General features: G+C 66.8%; 15 protein-coding genes. 3 read left to right on the plus strand and 12 right to left on the minus strand.

Features of this window, described 5'->3' with window-relative positions; translation table 11 throughout:
- Both WJM96_RS05165 and WJM96_RS05170 read right to left on the minus strand, forming a co-directional pair.
- The gene (locus tag WJM96_RS05165) at positions 1 to 786 is read right to left on the minus strand and encodes an SDR family NAD(P)-dependent oxidoreductase (protein ID WP_424811359.1); all 786 of its coding nucleotides are present in this window, start codon (positions 784 to 786) and stop codon (positions 1 to 3) included.
- 14 nt (positions 787 to 800) lie between these two features.
- Positions 801 to 1970, minus strand: coding sequence for a zinc-dependent alcohol dehydrogenase (locus WJM96_RS05170; protein WP_424811360.1), 1170 nt, complete (start codon positions 1968 to 1970; stop codon positions 801 to 803).
- Positions 1971 to 2278: 308 nt separating this feature from the next.
- On the opposite strand from WJM96_RS05170, the gene WJM96_RS05175 reads away from it, so the two are divergent.
- The 3 genes from WJM96_RS05175 to WJM96_RS05185 all read left to right on the plus strand — a co-directional run bounded on the left by WJM96_RS05175 (position 2279) and on the right by WJM96_RS05185 (position 6068).
- The gene (locus WJM96_RS05175) at positions 2279 to 2782 is read left to right on the plus strand and encodes a ferritin-like domain-containing protein (RefSeq protein ID WP_424811361.1); all 504 of its coding nucleotides are present in this window, start codon (positions 2279 to 2281) and stop codon (positions 2780 to 2782) included.
- 86 nt (positions 2783 to 2868) lie between these two features.
- The gene (locus WJM96_RS05180) at positions 2869 to 5157 is read left to right on the plus strand and encodes an FdhF/YdeP family oxidoreductase (protein WP_424811362.1); all 2289 of its coding nucleotides are present in this window, start codon (positions 2869 to 2871) and stop codon (positions 5155 to 5157) included.
- A complete protein-coding gene (locus WJM96_RS05185; RefSeq protein WP_424811363.1) occupies positions 5157 to 6068 on the plus strand; it encodes a c-type cytochrome in 912 nt (303 codons plus the stop codon). Before WJM96_RS05180 ends, WJM96_RS05185 begins: the two co-directional genes overlap by 1 nt.
- Here the strand turns inward: WJM96_RS05185 and WJM96_RS05190 are convergent, their stop codons facing one another.
- From WJM96_RS05190 to WJM96_RS05235, 10 genes are all read right to left on the minus strand, one after another.
- Positions 6069 to 6458 carry a c-type cytochrome gene (locus WJM96_RS05190; RefSeq protein ID WP_424811364.1) on the minus strand — a complete coding sequence of 130 codons (390 nt, stop codon included), beginning with the start codon at positions 6456 to 6458 and terminating at the stop codon, positions 6069 to 6071.
- Positions 6455 to 7240, minus strand: a complete 786-nt coding sequence (locus WJM96_RS05195; RefSeq protein ID WP_424811365.1) for a cytochrome c oxidase assembly protein — start codon at positions 7238 to 7240, stop codon at positions 6455 to 6457. The genes WJM96_RS05190 and WJM96_RS05195 overlap by 4 nt, the downstream gene beginning before the upstream one ends.
- A 101-nt stretch (positions 7241 to 7341) precedes the next feature.
- The gene (locus WJM96_RS05200; RefSeq protein ID WP_424811366.1) at positions 7342 to 7683 is read right to left on the minus strand and encodes a hypothetical protein; all 342 of its coding nucleotides are present in this window, start codon (positions 7681 to 7683) and stop codon (positions 7342 to 7344) included.
- The gene (locus WJM96_RS05205) at positions 7680 to 8282 is read right to left on the minus strand and encodes a cytochrome c oxidase subunit 3 (RefSeq protein WP_424811367.1); all 603 of its coding nucleotides are present in this window, start codon (positions 8280 to 8282) and stop codon (positions 7680 to 7682) included. The genes WJM96_RS05200 and WJM96_RS05205 overlap by 4 nt, the downstream gene beginning before the upstream one ends.
- On the minus strand, positions 8279 to 10192 hold the full coding sequence (gene ctaD, locus WJM96_RS05210; protein ID WP_424811368.1) for a cytochrome c oxidase subunit I: 1914 nt from the start codon (positions 10190 to 10192) through the stop codon (positions 8279 to 8281). The genes WJM96_RS05205 and ctaD overlap by 4 nt, the downstream gene beginning before the upstream one ends.
- On the minus strand, positions 10189 to 11166 hold the full coding sequence (coxB, locus tag WJM96_RS05215; protein ID WP_424811369.1) for a cytochrome c oxidase subunit II: 978 nt from the start codon (positions 11164 to 11166) through the stop codon (positions 10189 to 10191). The genes ctaD and coxB overlap by 4 nt, the downstream gene beginning before the upstream one ends.
- A gap of 8 nt (positions 11167 to 11174) precedes the next feature.
- Positions 11175 to 11687 (minus strand): c-type cytochrome, encoded by a 513-nt coding sequence (locus tag WJM96_RS05220; RefSeq protein WP_424811370.1) that lies wholly within the window; start codon positions 11685 to 11687, stop codon positions 11175 to 11177.
- A gap of 124 nt (positions 11688 to 11811) precedes the next feature.
- The gene (locus tag WJM96_RS05225) at positions 11812 to 12699 is read right to left on the minus strand and encodes a beta-xylosidase (protein WP_424811371.1); all 888 of its coding nucleotides are present in this window, start codon (positions 12697 to 12699) and stop codon (positions 11812 to 11814) included.
- The gene (locus WJM96_RS05230; protein ID WP_424811372.1) at positions 12696 to 13451 is read right to left on the minus strand and encodes a TIGR04290 family methyltransferase; all 756 of its coding nucleotides are present in this window, start codon (positions 13449 to 13451) and stop codon (positions 12696 to 12698) included. The genes WJM96_RS05225 and WJM96_RS05230 overlap by 4 nt, the downstream gene beginning before the upstream one ends.
- Positions 13448 to 14083, minus strand: a complete 636-nt coding sequence (locus WJM96_RS05235; protein WP_424811373.1) for a histidine phosphatase family protein — start codon at positions 14081 to 14083, stop codon at positions 13448 to 13450. Before WJM96_RS05235 ends, WJM96_RS05230 begins: the two co-directional genes overlap by 4 nt.

The raw sequence follows: 14083 nt of genomic DNA on the forward strand, positions 1-14083 counted from the left end.
CTAATTCTTGCCGGAACCTGGTTCCGCCTGGGCGCGATGCATCTCCGCGAGCACGCCCGACGGCGTGACCGACGCCATCATGGTCTGCAGCTTGTTCTTCCAGCCGCTCACCACGTCTCCATCGCCGCGCAGCATGGCGTCGAAGCCGGTTTGCGCCACCTGCGCCGGATCATCCTTCTCCGCCTGGCCCACCTTCGTGTCCTCGAGGCCCGCGCGCTTGAAGAACTCCGTCTCGGTCGGCCCTGGCATAAGGCAGGTGACGGTGACGCCACTGTCCTTCAGCTCATTGCGGAGCGCGAAGCTGAAGCTGTCGATGAACGCCTTGGTCCCATTGTAGACCGCCTGGAAGCTGCCGGGCATGTAGCCGGCGATGGACCCGGTGATGAGAATGCGGCCGCCCCGTGCCAGCACCATGTCCCGGCCGATCTTCTGAACGAGGTAGATCGTGCCGGTGATGTTGGTGTCGATGACCTGCCGAACCTCTGTAAAATCCTGATCCAGGAAGCCATCGCCGAGGCCCCGGCCCGCATTGGCGAGCAGCGCACCGACCGGGCGCCCGCCGATCGCCTCATAAAGCTCGTCCACGCCATGTAGCGTCGACAGGTCCGCCTGCACCGCCTCGACCTGCACGCCGATCGCGCGGAAGCGGTCTGCCGCGGCATGGATATCCGGGCCGTCCGCCGCCACCACGAGATCGTAGCCGTGTCTGGCGCAGCAGAGGGCCAGTTCGTGGCCGATTCCGGTGGAGGCGCCGGTGACGACGGCCAGTTCGCGCGTCTCGTTCATGTGCTGGCTTCCCATCAAGGCTTCAGGACTACCTTCACGCAGCCGTCCTTCTTGTCGCGGAAGGTCTTGTAGAGCTCCGGCCCGTCCTCAAGCGTCGCGCGGTGCGTGATGACGAAAGAGGGATCGATCTCGCCCTTCTCGATGCGATCCAGCAGCGTCGGCAGGTATCGCTGGACCGGCGTCTGGGCCATACGGAACGTCAGTCCGCGGTTGATGGCAGAGCCCATGGGGATCTTGTCGAGGAAGCCGCCATAGACCCCGATGAGCGAGACCGTGCCGAAGTTGCGGCAGCAATGGATAGCCTGGCGCAGCACGTGCGGCCGATCGGTCCCCATGAAGGTCGCGACCTTCACGCGGTCCCACATCGCATCGAAGCCCGAGCGCGTCTCCGGCTCGGTGCCCACGGCGTCGATGCAGGCATCGGCGCCGCGGCCGTTCGTCATCTCCTGAATCTTGTCGTAGATGTCCTCGTCCAGGAAGTCGAGCGTGTCCGCGCCCGCTTCGCGCGCCATCGCTAGCCGCTCGGGAACCGTGTCGATGGCGATGACGCGCCCGGCGCCGAGCAGTAAGGCGCTCCGGATCGCCATTTGACCGACGGGGCCGCAGCCCCAGATCGCGATCGTGTCGCCCGGCTGGATGTTGCAGAACTCGGCGCCCATGTAGCCGGTCGGGAAGATGTCGGAGAGGAAGAGCACCTGTTCGTCCGTCAGGTGGCTCGGCACCTTGATCGGCCCGACATCCGCATAGGGCACGCGGAGATATTCCGCCTGGCCCCCGGGAAAGCCGCCGAGGAGATGCGTGTAGCCGAACAGACCCGCGGGCGAGTGCCCCCATAGCTTGGCAGCCGTCCTGGCATTGGGATTCGACCGCTCGCAGCCCGAGTAAAAGCCGCGCTGGCAGAAGAAGCATTCTCCGCAGGAGATGGTGAAGGGGACCACCACGCGATCGCCCACCTTCAGGGCCTTGTTCTCCGACCCGACCTCCACGACTTCGCCCATGGTCTCATGGCCCATGACGTCGCCGGCTTTCATGCCGGGCATGAGACCGTCGAAGATGTGCAGATCCGATCCACAAATGGCGCAGGCCGTCACCTTGATGATGGCGTCGCGGGGATGCTCGATCTGGGGGTCCGGAACGGTCTCGCAGCGGATATCGCTTTTTCCGTGCCAGGTGAGGGCCTTCATGCGCGTCTCGTCCGAATAGGAGGGAGCGGCAGAGGCGGTCCTCCGTCGCGGCGGCTGGGCGGTGAGAGCCGTCCCCTTCGGGCCGGCGCTTGAACAACATGCCCGGCGGCTGGAGGTTTCGCTGCTATTCGCGGCTTTTACATCAACAAATGTTATTGAGTTAGTGTCTATCTACGATTGGATAGGTTTGGGTATTTCTATTGTATTGGAGTTTTGCGAAACTATTTCGCGCCTGGCGTTGTTCATCCGGGGCCGAACCCGCCTGACCGGCGGGGCCGGCGCTGCCTCCCAGATGAAGGACGCGACAGATGGGCCTGTTCTCCAACCCGATCCGCACGCTGGACGATCTCTTCGTCCACACTCTCCAAGACATCTATTATGTCGAGAACCAGATCGTGAAGAACCTGCCGACGATGATCGGCAAGGCATCCGACCCCTCGCTTCGCGAGGCGCTCCGCGCCCATTTGCTGGAAACCGAAGGACATGTCGCCCGGGTCGAGCAGGTCTTCGCGATGCACGGCCAGCCGGTAAAGGGCGCGAACTGCCCGGCCATCGACGGGATACTGGCGGAGGCCGAAGACATTATGGGCGATTGCGACGACGCCGAGGTGCGCGACGCCGCGATGCTCTCCGCCGCGCAAGCGGTGGAGCATTATGAGATCACCCGATACGGCACGCTCGTTGCCTTCGCGAAGCAGCTGGGCCGCGCCGATTGTGCCGGCGTGCTCGAGCAGAACCTGGAGGAGGAGAAGTTGGCGGATGCCAAGCTGACCGGCATCGCGGAAGCTCGGGTAAATCGGAAGGCAGCCTAGACGCGGTCGTGACGGATAGAATTCGTCGCAGCCGCCGTCCTCCATTGGCTCTGGCTTTCAAGCCGTACTGATTCATCGAGGCGAGCATGTCGGATGAGGTCGTCCACAAGGATTACCGCGGGCCTTCCGGTGGATGGGGATCGGTCAGTGCACTCGGCCACATCCTGAAGCGCGAAGGCCACGCCCCCAGCACCACCCTGGCTTTGAGGAAGCAGAACAAGCACGGAGGTTTCATGTGCGTGTCCTGCGCCTGGGCGAAGCCGCACCCGCCCCATGCTTTCGAGTTCTGCGAGAACGGCGCAAAGGCAACCGCCTGGGATCTCACCAGCGAGAGGATCGATCCGGAGTTCCTCGCGCGCCGAACGGTGGCGGAGCTAGAAGCGCTGTCCGATCACGAGCTGGAGCAGGCCGGGCGTCTGACCGAGCCGATGCGCTGGAACCCGCAGACCGACCGGTACGAGCCGGTCGCCTGGGACGAGGCCTTCCGGCATATCGGCGAGGAACTGCGCGCGATGGCCCCGGATTCCGTCGTCTTCTACGCATCGGGCCGCGCCTCGAACGAGGCCGCCTACATGTACCAGCTTTTCGTGCGGCTTTACGGCACCAACAACCTCCCCGACAGCTCCAACATGTGCCACGAGAGCACATCGGTTGCGCTGCCGAAGTCGATAGGGGTGCCGGTGGGCACCGTGACGCTGGATGATTTCGACAAGACCGACTGCATCCTGATCTTTGGCCAGAATACCGCGTCCAACAGTCCACGCATGTTGCACCAGCTCGACGAGGCAGCGCGGCGCGGAGTGCCCATCATCAACTTCAATCCGTTGCGCGAACGCGGGCTCGAGCGGTTCATCAACCCTCAGAATCCGCTGCAAATGGTCGCGACCGGTTCGAAGCGGATTCTCTCGGAAGATCACCGGCTCCGGCCTGGCGGCGACATGGCGGCCATGGTCGGCATCTGCCGCTTCCTCCTGGACTGGGACGAGGAGGCGCGCGCGAAGGGCGAGGGTCCACCGATCGACCACGCCTTTATCGACGCGCACACTCACGGCTTCGAGGCTTTCGCGCGAGGCGTGCGCCGGCACGACTGGGCCTCGATCGAACGGAGATCCGGTCTCAGCCGCAGTGCGCTGGAAGGCGTGGCGCGGCAGTATGCCGCCGCCAAGAACACACTGGGCATCTACGGCATGGGCCTCACGCAGCATCGCATGGGCGTGGAAACCGTGCAGATGCTGGTCGCTCTGCTGCTTCTGCGCGGCAATATCGGGCGCGGGGGCGCGGGCATCTGTCCCGTGCGCGGCCATTCCAACGTGCAGGGTCAGCGCGCGGTCTGGATCACGGAGAAGCCGGAACTCGCGCCGCTGGACAAGCTGGGCGAGATGTTCGGATTCGAGCCTCCACGAAGGAAGGGCGTCGATTCCGTCGAGGCCGCAGGTAAGGTCATTTCCGGCGAGATACGCGCGGTCGTCCAGCTGGGCGGAAATCTGATCCGCTCGCTACCCGAGCGTGCGCTGCTGGAGGCGGCTTGGCGGCGGCTGCGCATGACGGTGATGGTCACCACCAAACTCAACCGCAGCCATCTGGTTCATGGGGAGATCGCCTATCTGCTTCCCTGCCTCAGCCGCATCGAGATCGACCGGCAGGCCACCGGGCCGCAGACCGTCTCGATGGAGGACAGCACGTCCTTCATCCACGCGTCACGTGGCCTGCGCGAGCCGGCCAGTCCGCATCTGCGATCGGAGCCTGCCATCATCGCCGGCATCGCCAAGGCCACGCTGCCGCCCAACCCCAAGCTCGATTGGGATGCATGGGTGGGCGACTACGAGTTGATCCGCCAGTCGATCGCCGAGACCCACCCCGAATGGTACGCCGAGTACGGCAGGCGCATGTGGGAGCCGGGCGGCTTCCCTCGGCCCAACCCCGCGCGCGAACGCGAATGGCGCACCGAAACCGGCCGTGCGAATTTCCTGGTGCCGGACTGTCTGGACGCCGATCCCGATGAGCGAATCAGCAACCAGGACGTGCTGGAGCTGATCACGGTACGCAGCAACGACCAGTTCAACACCACCGTCTACGGGTACGATGACCGCTTCCGCGGCATTCACGGCAGTCGCAACATCGTCATGATGAACGAGGCGGACATGCGCCGGCTGAATCTCCAGCCGCAGCAGCGTGTCACCTTGGTATCCGCCGTGCAGGACGGGGTACACCGCGAGGTGCGGGACCTGCAGGTGGTGACCTTCGAGCTGCCGGAAGGCGCTGTCGCGGGATACTACCCGGAGTGCAATCCGCTGCTGCCGCTCTGGCATCATGCCAAGGAAAGTCATGTTCCCGCCGCGAAGTCCATTCCGGTGCGGATCGTCCGGCAGGCCTGATGCGTCCCCGCTGGCCGCTGCTGGGCCTGGTGGCTACCGTAGCTCTGGCGGCAGGCGCTTGGTTCGTGTCGGCGCCGCGACCCGCCTTCGGCGAGGCCGATGCGGGCCGCTTCGAAGGCGGCGACGCGGCGCGTGGGCGTGTGGTCTTTCTGGCCGGTGAGTGTGCCTCGTGCCACGCCACGCCTGGCCAGGACGATCGGCTGCGGCTGGGTGGCGGCATGGCGCTGTCTGCCCCGCTTGGGACCTTCCGTCCACCCAACATCTCGCCGGACCCGGCGAACGGGATCGGGCGCTGGCGCGGCGTCGATCTCGCCAATGCCCTGATGTCGGGCGTGTCTCCCGATGGGCGGCACTACTTTCCCGCGCTTCCTTATGTCGCCTATGCCCGGATGACGGTGGAGGACGTCGCGGACCTCATGGCCTATCTCCGCACGCTGGAGCCGGTACAGGGCCGGCCGCCGCCGCACGAGCTACCCTTTCCCCTGAACATCCGGCGCAGCATCGGCTTCTGGAAGCTGTTCTTCTTAGACCGGCGGCCGCTCACGCCGGAACCCGCGCGCGGTGCCGCCTGGAATCGCGGCCAGTATCTTGTCGAGGCGCTCGCCCACTGCGTGGAATGCCACTCGTCGCGAAACCTGCTCGGCGCGATCCGGCCGGCGACACGCTATGCTGGCGGGCCGGACATGGAAGGGACAGGCTTTGTGCCGAACATCACGCCCGAGCGGATCGGTGACTGGCAGCCATCGGACATGGTGACCCTGCTGACGACGGGCCGGCGGCCGGATGGGCGCCGCGTTGGTTCGAGCATGGCAGATGTCGTGGCAAACACCTCGGGCCTGTCGCCGAGCGATCGGGAGGCGATCGCGGCCTATATCCTCTCGTTGCCGCGCCGTCCGACGCCGGCCCCCTAGCTAATGCGCGTAGAGCCAGGCTGCGACATCGCGTGCCTCGGCCTCGTTGATCCCGGTCGGCGGCATGGCGGTTCCCGGCGCATGCGCCGGAGGATCCCGGAGCCATTGCAGCAGGTTCTCCGTCGTGTTCGGTAACACGCCGGCGATATAGACCCGCCCTTTCAGCCCGCCGAGCGGCGGGCCGACCCGTCCGTCGGCGCCCGGCACGCCGGGGATGGTGTGGCAGCCCCCGCAGCCATAGCGGGTCAGCAGCGCCGGTGCGCGCTCCGGGTCGCCGCCGGTCAGCGCGCGCGCGACCCGCTCGTCCCGGGAATCCCGCGACAGCCAGATGGCCCCGGCGCCCATGATCAGGACGACGGTGGCTGTGAGGATGATGCGCCAGCGCGTCATGGAGTGCTCACCGCGCTGAGATCGCCGGGCTGCCGGCCCTGGCGCGCGAGGTGCAGCGCGATGAAGCCCAGCGCCGCGCCCGCGTAAATCAGCCCGCCCGGTGCCCACATCACCGCGCCGGCCAGTTGCTGGTCCTCCAGAGGCGTCAGGCCCCATCGCACGGCGTCGAAGGTCTGCCGTGCATAGAGCACGCGTGGCGCGAAGGTCAGCAGTGCGCCGAGGATGCCGGTATGGATCATGGTGACGGCGAGGTGCATGGCGGCGCCGAGCGGGTGGCTGCGCCGCAGCAGCGCCCACCAGAACAGCAGCGCCGTGAGCACGAAGCTGAGGTGCTGCAGGCGATGCAGGCCGATGTCGGCCACCGTGGCGTCGAAGAGGGGCGGGACATGCCAGGCCCAGATGGCGAGGCCGTGCAGCAGCGTGGCGACGGGGGGAAGCGTCAGCGCATGCCAGGCGGCGCGTAGCGGCCGCGCTCGGGCGATGCGTGTCAAGCGTCGTCGCATCAGGCCAGGGAAAGCCCAGAGCCCGGCCGCCATCGGGCGGCCCAGCACGAGCAGAGGCGCGGCGACGGCCATGGCGAGCTCGTGCTCGATCATATGCGCCGTGAAGAGCCGCTCGCCGAGCGCATGCAGCGGCGAGGTCAGCGCGCCCGCGAGCACGAGCCAACCGGTGAGATAGGCAGCACTTTGCCGAAACCCGATGCCCCGGCCCGCGCCCGCATGCCGCCACAACGCCCCGATGCCGGCCCCGTAGAGCAGCAGCGCGACCAGCAACGGTGTCATCACCCAAGGGTCGAAAGTCCACGGCAAGCCGTGCGGATCCTCTCCATGGGCGCGGGCCGTGGCCGGCATCGCCGCTGCGACAGCCACGGCCAAGCGGGCGGCTAACTTTCGCATCCCGTGAGCACCATCGGGCCGATTGCCTGCAGCAGCATCGCAACCGCCAGGAGCGCGCCAAGCATGACACCGAGCGAGGCGACGAGGGTGAAGGCCGTGTCGCCCCGGCGTAATCCGCCGTGGCAGCTCGCCAGTGCGCGCCAGGCGAGCCAGGCCGAGCCGGCAGCGAGCGCGGCTCCGGCCAGTGGCATAGCCAGGGTCCAGGATCCATGCGTCCGGCAATCGGCATAGGGCAGAATCTCTCCCGCCTGGGTGGCGATGGCCCAGCAGGCCGGGCCGACCAGCCAGCCGGAAAGGGCAAAGGGCCAGCGGTTGGCGCGCGCCCTCACAGCCGGGGCACCCCGTAGAGGATGGCCCAGATCGGGAGCCAAATCAGGACGACGAAGTTCCAGTAGAGGGCATTATCCTGCACATCACCGAAGCGCCGGGGATTGGCGGCATGCCGCGTGAACATCAGGGCGCAGAGCACGACGGTATCGATCAGGTCCGTCAGGATATGCGTGGTGTGCAGGCCGAGCAGCACCCAGACGGCCGAGCCATAGGCGTTGCTGTCCCACATCGCGTGCATCGCGGGGAATTCGTAGATGCGTGGAAGCAGCGCGGCGATGCCCAGCAGCGTCATCACCACCAGACCGGCTCGCACGCGCTTCAGATCGCGGCGCTGGGCCCAGCGGGAGACCAGGACATTCGGCACCACGCTGACCAACAGAATTCCGGTGATCCAGAGCCCGGGGGCCGGATCGGGCGGCGGTGTATCAGGCGGCCATGCCGGAGCGATGCTGGCCAGATAGAGATACACGGCGATCATCATCAGGAAGCCCGTGCCCTCGATGAGCATGAAGGCGAGCGTTCCCCACCAGGTCAGGCTCGCGGTGCCGGTCGCGTTCGGCGTCAGCTCCGTGAGGTCCAGGACGACGCGCTGTCTCATGATTCGTCCTCCGGATCGCCCTTCGGCCAGAACCACAGGGTGAGGGCGATGGCGACGGGAACAGCGCCCCAGACCACGGCCCAGGGCGTGAAGATGGAACCGATGAGAAGGATGGTGGTCGCGACAGCCGACCAGAATGGCCAGATGGAGTTGCGTGGCGAGGATTCCCGTGCCTCGGGCCGCGCGTCGGTCACGCGGGTGACCAGCAACTCCCGGCGGTCCGCACGCAACCCCGCGGCGACGGGCAGGACGTCGCCGTTGTCCCAGAGCGGATGCCGGCTGCGGACTACGGGAATCTTCGCGAAGTTGTAGGGCGGCGGCGGCGAGGCGGTGGCCCATTCCAGGGTCGGCGCATTCCAGGGATTGTCGCCCGCTGGCGCGCCGCGCCGGGCGGCCCACAGGAGGTTGGCGAAGAACAGAAGGAAGCCGGCGGCGAGCAGCAGCGAGCTGAGGCTGATGAAAAGGTTCAGCCCGCCCCAGCCCATCTCCGCCTGATAGGTGTAGACGCGGCGCGTCATGCCCTGCATCCCCAGCATATGCATGGGGAAGAAGGTGAGGTTGAAGCCGAGGACGATGAGCGCGACGGTCCAGCGCCCGAGCCGCTCGCTCGGCATGCGCCCCGTGAACTTCGGAAACCAGTAGTGCACGGCGCCCAGCAGCGGGAAGACGGCACCGCCGATCAGCACGTAGTGGAAATGGGCGACGACGAAGTAGGTGTCGTGCAACTGAGTGTCGAGCGGCACCGAGGCCACCATCACGCCGGTCATGCCGCCGATGATGAAGGTGAAGAAGAAAGCGAGCACGTAGAGCAGCGGCGTTCGGAAGACCGGCCGGCCGTACCAGAGCGTCGCAAGCCAGCAGAAGATCTGCAGTCCGCTCGGAATGGCGATGGCCATGCTGGAAGCGGTGAAGAATCCCTCCGCCACGCGCGGCAGGCCGGTTGTGAACATGTGGTGCACCCAGAGCCCGAAGGCGAGCAGGGCCGTGCCGACCAGGGCGAGGACCATCGGCGCGTAGCCGAATACTGGGCGGCGGCAGAAGGTGGCGAGGATGGTTGAGATCATCCCGACCGCCGGCAGGAAGATGATGTAGACCTCCGGATGGCCGAAGAACCAGAAGAGGTGCTGCCAGAGCAGCACGTCACCGCCCTCGGCCGGGTTGAAGAAATGCGTCCCGACGAGCCGGTCCAGGATCAGCGTGCTGCTGGCGATCATGATGGCCGGCATCGCCAGGATGATGACGAAGGCAGTCACCAGCATGGTCCAGACGAAGAGGGGCATGCGGTCGAGCGACATGCCCGGCGCCCGCTGCTTCAGCACCGTCACCACGATCTCGACCGCGACAGCGAGCGCCGAAAGTTCGGTGAAGGTGATCATCTGCGCCCAGATGTCGGCCCGTTTCCCGGCGCCGTATTGCGGGCCGGCCAGCGGCACATAGGCGAACCAGCCGACATCCGGCGCCATGTTCAGGGCGAAGGAGATCCACAGCAGCAGCCCGCCGGCCAGGTAGATCCAGTAGGAGAAGGCATTGAGGCGCGGGAAGGCGATGTTGCGCGTGCCGACCATCAGCGGGATGAGATAGACGGCCATCGCCTCCATCACCGGCACGGCGAAGAGGAACATCATGTTCGAGCCGTGCATGGTGAAGACTTGGTTGTAGAGATCGGGATCGAGGACCCGCGCCTCCGGCCGTGCGAGCTGCCAGCGCATCGCCAGGCCGAGGATTCCGCCGAGAAGGAGGAAGATGAAAGCCGTCACGATATAGCGCCGGCCGATGATCTTATGATCGACCGTGGTGAAGAAGCCGCGCCAGCCTGGCGGTGTGTGCCATGTTCGCTCCAGCACCCGGGCCATGGCGTCATCGGCCAGCTCGGTGTCGCGGAGGCCGCGTGGCAGGTTCCCAACGCTCATCGCAGGCTCGCCAGCCAGGCCGAAACCGCCTGCAGCTCCTCCGGGGCGAGGGGGACGAGCGGCATGTTATTCCCGGGCTTGATGGTCTGCGGATCGGCGATCCAGGCGGCGATGGCGCCACGGGTCATCGGCAGCACGCCTGCAGCGAGGGTGCCGCGCGACGCGAAATGGGTGAGGTCCGGGCCGATCGTGCCGGCAGCTTCCGTGCCGCGCACGCGGTGGCAGGCTGCGCAGGGGCGCTGTTCGAAGATGCGCTGGCCCTCGCGCAGCAGCGGCTCGCTCGGGGGCGCTGCGTCCTGCCGCTGCGCGGCCAGCCACGATTCGAACTGACCCGGTGTTTCCGCGATCACCAGCAGGGCCATATGGGCGTGCTGCAGCCCGCAGAACTCCGCGCATTGCCCACGCAGGAGGGCGGGCCTCTCCGCGGTGAAAGTCAGCGTGTTGGCGCGGCCCGGGATCATGTCCTGCTTGCCCGTCAAGCTCGGCACCCAGAAGGAATGGATAACGTCTGCCGAGCTCAGCTCCAGGCGCACCTGCCGTCCGATGGGGACGTGAATCTCGTTGGCGGTGACGACCTCGACCTCGCCGGGATAGGTGACCTGCCACCACCACTGGTAGCCACGCACCTGGATGACGAGGGGGTCCGCCTCGGCACGAGAGATCTGCCGGGTGGTGAGGTGGCTGGCCAGTGTCAGCGCGCTGATCACCAGAACGGTTCCGACCGTCGCGGCCCAGACCGCGATTTCGGCGCGCCGCGGTGCCTGAGTTGGCACTTCATCCCGTCGGCGCAGCAACGCGGCCGCCAGCATCACCATCACGGCCAGCCAGATGAGCGCCAGCCCCGCCGTCACGGGCCAGAACAACGCCTCCAGCGCGCGCGCGCCGCTGCCGCGGGCATCGAGCGCCGATTGCCAGCCATTGCAAGCGGCCGACGGGATGCAGGCGAACAGGGCTAGGTAAGGGCGGCGGCGCATCGCCATCGTCAATGCGGCACTATGGACGCCGGCGCCCGGTTCTCCGCCGGGCGGGTTTGTGGCCGGTCGCTTCGCCCCGGTGCTGCCGTGTCCGCGCTGGAAGCGCCCAGCACCTGGATGTAGCCGGCCAACTGCCAGATCTGGTCGTTGGTCAGCCGGTTGCGGAAGGCGGGCATGCCATGGGGCCGCCCGTCGCGGATCGAGCTGTAGATCGAGACAAGGTCCGGGCCGTACTCCCACCAGCCGTCGATCAGCGACGGACCAGAGCCGCCTTGGCCATCCCGGTGGCAGCTGGGGCAGCCGAACCATTCGTAGAGCTGCTTGCCCTGGGAAAGCTGATAGGCGTTCGTACGATAGGGCTTGCCGAGCGCCGCATAGACCTCCGGCGGGCGGCCCCCGACGCCCACCGGCATCACCGCCACGCCATCCAACGCGGCCGCCACGGGAGGATCGGTGCGGGTCTGGCGCTCCTCGCGCTCGCAGCCCCCGAGCGTGAGGAGCAGGGATGCCAGAACGGCCACTTGGCGAGCCCGCGTCATCCGATCCACCCCGCGATCTGGCTGTTCATCCGGTGCGCGTTGGCGGAGAACGGCCCTTTCCTCCGAAAACGTTTGTCATGCTCCAGTGTTGCGCGCCCCGCCCAGCTCACGCGGCATAACGGCGCGTCATGCTCCCGCAGAAGGCGGCGAATTCCTCGATCACCTGCGGCGCGCTGGTGTGATGCGGCGCCAGCCCGCGATGCTCAGGCGTGAAGCAAAACGTGACGGTGACATCGAATTCCTCCAGCGCGGCCATCTGCCGGTCGAACCACCCGAGAGCGCCGGGGCGGAAGCTGTCGGCCCAGGAGATCCCCGTGCGCAGCCGCCGCACACCGAGCCGCTTCAGCCAGGCTGCAGCATCGGCCAGCCGGTGATCCTCGAAATGGAACCACTGGCAGATGCCCAGGCCCTGGCCATGTTCCGCGAAGGCCTCAACGGCGGGCTTGGGCGAGCCGTCCTGTCGCAGCAGCCCCATATGGAAATGACGGTAATAGGAGGAGCCCTCAGCCTCTCGATGGCGGGTCGTCGCCTCCCATTCGCGCGGCAGATCGTAGAGGCTGTACCAGTGGATGCTGGGCGACGCATTCCTCAGCAGACCAGCCGTGCGGCCGACCGCCCAGGCCTGTACTTCTTCCGAGCCGAAAGATGAGGCCCCGACCTCCGAGACCCAGACCGGGAGCTCGGTGACGGCTCGGATCTCGGCGACCTTGGCCGGCCATTCCTCGATTTGCCAGAGGTTCCAGTCGAGTGGAAAGCCATGGACCGCCACCGCATCCATCTGCGCCAGGACGCCGCGCTGATCCATTTTCTGCAGGAAGAGCGGATCGATCGGCGACATCCCGCCCAGTACCCGCGTGACGCTGGAGCCTTCCGCCCGGATGGCCTCGCCCGCGAGCTTTGCCGTTTCCGCGAAGAGCACCCAGTCCGGATCGACCTCAGGATCCCAGTGCGACTTGTTGTTCGGTTCGTTCCACACCATCGCCGAATGCATCATGCGCGCGCGTCCCGTGCCGGATAGACGGCACCTGCACCCTCGGCCGGTGTGGTGCGTCGGCAGAGATAGACCTCCGGGTGAGGGTTCTCCAGGACCTTGAAACCCGTGTTGCGGAGCATGGCCTCGGCGCACGCCCGGTTGGGAACCCACCAGTTGGTGTTGTCCCCTGCATAGCGGTGTTCGATGAACTGCATTCGGGGCGCGGAGGGTAGGTCGAAGATCGCGGCATTCTCGAACGGGTAGTCGGCCGCCAGGGGCGCGACCTCCGTCGAGCCGCGCTGCATGGACTGGAACAGCATCAGCTTCGTCGCGACGTGCTCGTGGATCAGATCCAGCGCGAGCAGCGGATGGCGGAGATGGTAGAGCACGCCCATGAAGATCACGAGGTCGAAGCGCTCGCGGAGCTGCGCCACGTCGTAGACCGCCATGTTTCGGAATTCGATATCGTGTCCCAGCGTCCGTGCGGCAAAGCGCGCCTGTGCGAGGTAGTCGTCGTCATGATCGATGCCCAGCACGCGTGCCGCGCCGCGTCGCTTCATTTCCAGCGAGTAGAAGCCGCCGTTGCAGCCGATATCCAGCACACTCCAGCCGCTCATGTCCTGTGGGAGCACATGCTGGAAAAGTCGCCAGAACTGACCAGGATGGTCGCCGAGCGGATGGTTCGGCGCCGTGGGCACGCCCTTCAGGTCGATATTGTGGAACCACTCGCCGAGCGCTTGGGCCCGGGAGCGGATCAATTCCTTGGGCGTCATGCGGATTCCATCTCCCTCATCGGCACCGGCGCCATGATGTGCGACACGTCGTTCAGCCCGAGCAGCCGTCCGCCACCCATCCAGAGCGAGAGGGTGGTGATGGAAGCGGGGCTGACCTCCAGCCGGTCGTAGGCCTGCATCGGCAGGCCGAGGATGTGCAGCACCGAGGTCCGCACGATCTCGGCATGGGTCATGACGGCTACATGGCCCTGCGGATGCAGGCCCAGAATTCCGTCGAGGAGCGCGATCACCCGCGCGCGCAGCGCGTGCGTCGTCTCGCCTCCGGGCGCCGCGGCGTGATCGCGGTCGAGATTCCAGGCCGTCCAGCGGGGATCTGCCTGAAGCGCAGGGAACCGTTGTCCCGCCCAGTCACCGAAATCCACTTCGTCCGCGGCAGGATCGACGATGGCGGGAAGGCCGCAGGCCCGCTCCAGGGCGGCCGCTGTGTCCCGGCAACGGCGCACCGGACTGGTCAACAGAGCGTCGAGGGAGCCCAGCGGAAAGCGGCGCCCGAGGCATGCCGCCTGCCGTTCGCCCTCCGCGGCGAGACGCACGCCGGCCATCCGCCCGCACAGCATGTCGGGGGGGTGGTCATGCAGGGCGTGGCGCAGCAGGTGCAGCATCAGCGCCAT

The sequence above is a fragment of the Roseococcus sp. YIM B11640 genome, from assembly GCF_049727625.1.
Taxonomy (GTDB): domain Bacteria; phylum Pseudomonadota; class Alphaproteobacteria; order Acetobacterales; family Acetobacteraceae; genus Roseococcus.

Bases quoted from the DNA above. Each gene is read 5' to 3' on its own strand.
- WJM96_RS05165 (WP_424811359.1), bottom strand. From the start codon at position 786: ATGAACGAGACGCGCGAACTGGCCGTCGTCACCGGCGCCTCCACCGGA.
- WJM96_RS05170 (WP_424811360.1), bottom strand. From the start codon at position 1,970: ATGAAGGCCCTCACCTGGCACGGAAAAAGCGATATCCGCTGCGAGACC.
- WJM96_RS05175 (WP_424811361.1), top strand. From the start codon at position 2,279: ATGGGCCTGTTCTCCAACCCGATCCGCACGCTGGACGATCTCTTCGTC.
- WJM96_RS05180 (WP_424811362.1), top strand. From the start codon at position 2,869: ATGTCGGATGAGGTCGTCCACAAGGATTACCGCGGGCCTTCCGGTGGA.
- WJM96_RS05185 (WP_424811363.1), top strand. From the start codon at position 5,157: ATGCGTCCCCGCTGGCCGCTGCTGGGCCTGGTGGCTACCGTAGCTCTG.
- WJM96_RS05190 (WP_424811364.1), bottom strand. From the start codon at position 6,458: ATGACGCGCTGGCGCATCATCCTCACAGCCACCGTCGTCCTGATCATG.
- WJM96_RS05195 (WP_424811365.1), bottom strand. From the start codon at position 7,240: ATGACACCGTTGCTGGTCGCGCTGCTGCTCTACGGGGCCGGCATCGGG.
- WJM96_RS05205 (WP_424811367.1), bottom strand. From the start codon at position 8,282: ATGAGACAGCGCGTCGTCCTGGACCTCACGGAGCTGACGCCGAACGCG.
- ctaD (WP_424811368.1), bottom strand. From the start codon at position 10,192: ATGAGCGTTGGGAACCTGCCACGCGGCCTCCGCGACACCGAGCTGGCC.
- coxB (WP_424811369.1), bottom strand. From the start codon at position 11,166: ATGCGCCGCCGCCCTTACCTAGCCCTGTTCGCCTGCATCCCGTCGGCC.
- WJM96_RS05225 (WP_424811371.1), bottom strand. From the start codon at position 12,699: ATGATGCATTCGGCGATGGTGTGGAACGAACCGAACAACAAGTCGCAC.
- WJM96_RS05230 (WP_424811372.1), bottom strand. From the start codon at position 13,451: ATGACGCCCAAGGAATTGATCCGCTCCCGGGCCCAAGCGCTCGGCGAG.
- WJM96_RS05235 (WP_424811373.1), bottom strand. From the start codon at position 14,083: ATGGCGCTGATGCTGCACCTGCTGCGCCACGCCCTGCATGACCACCCC.